Consider the following 478-nt stretch of genomic DNA (forward strand, 5'->3'; position numbering starts at 1 on the left):
GCATCCGGTTTCGCGGCTAATACTTTTTCAGCAGCTAATGTACCCCATTTACCAATTTCTGCAGGAGCAACGTTTTCTGCGCCTACAAGGCTAATCATAGAGCCCCACATGCTTGAGAAGAATGTCATCCCTTGTTCAGCTGGGCCACCACGACCAAACTCGACATACACTTTTGGTTGTTTTGCTAATTTCGCATTTTTAATCGTCGTTTGAATATGTTCTACAATGTCCTTGTATTCTTTAGCCATTTTCGCGGCACGATCTTTCTGCCCCGTCAATTGACCAATAATTTCCGTTGATTTGATGTGTTTATCTAAGGTTTGAGCGTTGTAATCTAATACGACAATTGGAATACCCGCTTCATTGATAGCATCTAAATCAGATCCTAGCATTTCGTACTGCCAATCTGCTAAGACTAAAAGATCAGGTTTTAATGAAAGCACTTTTTCCACAGAGAACGTGCCTTCCTCTACTTCAC

1 protein-coding gene is annotated in these 478 nt (G+C 41.6%); it reads right to left on the reverse strand.

Annotated features, from left to right (window positions below):
• Positions 1–452, reverse strand: a 452-nt coding sequence (locus tag J5M67_RS28205) for an ABC transporter substrate-binding protein (protein WP_368735969.1), incomplete at its 3' end; no start/stop codon positions are given.
• Positions 453–478: the final 26 nt, after the last annotated feature.

This window comes from Pseudomonas sp. 30_B (assembly GCF_017491605.1).
In the GTDB taxonomy this organism is placed as follows: Bacteria; Pseudomonadota; Gammaproteobacteria; order Pseudomonadales; family Pseudomonadaceae; genus Pseudomonas.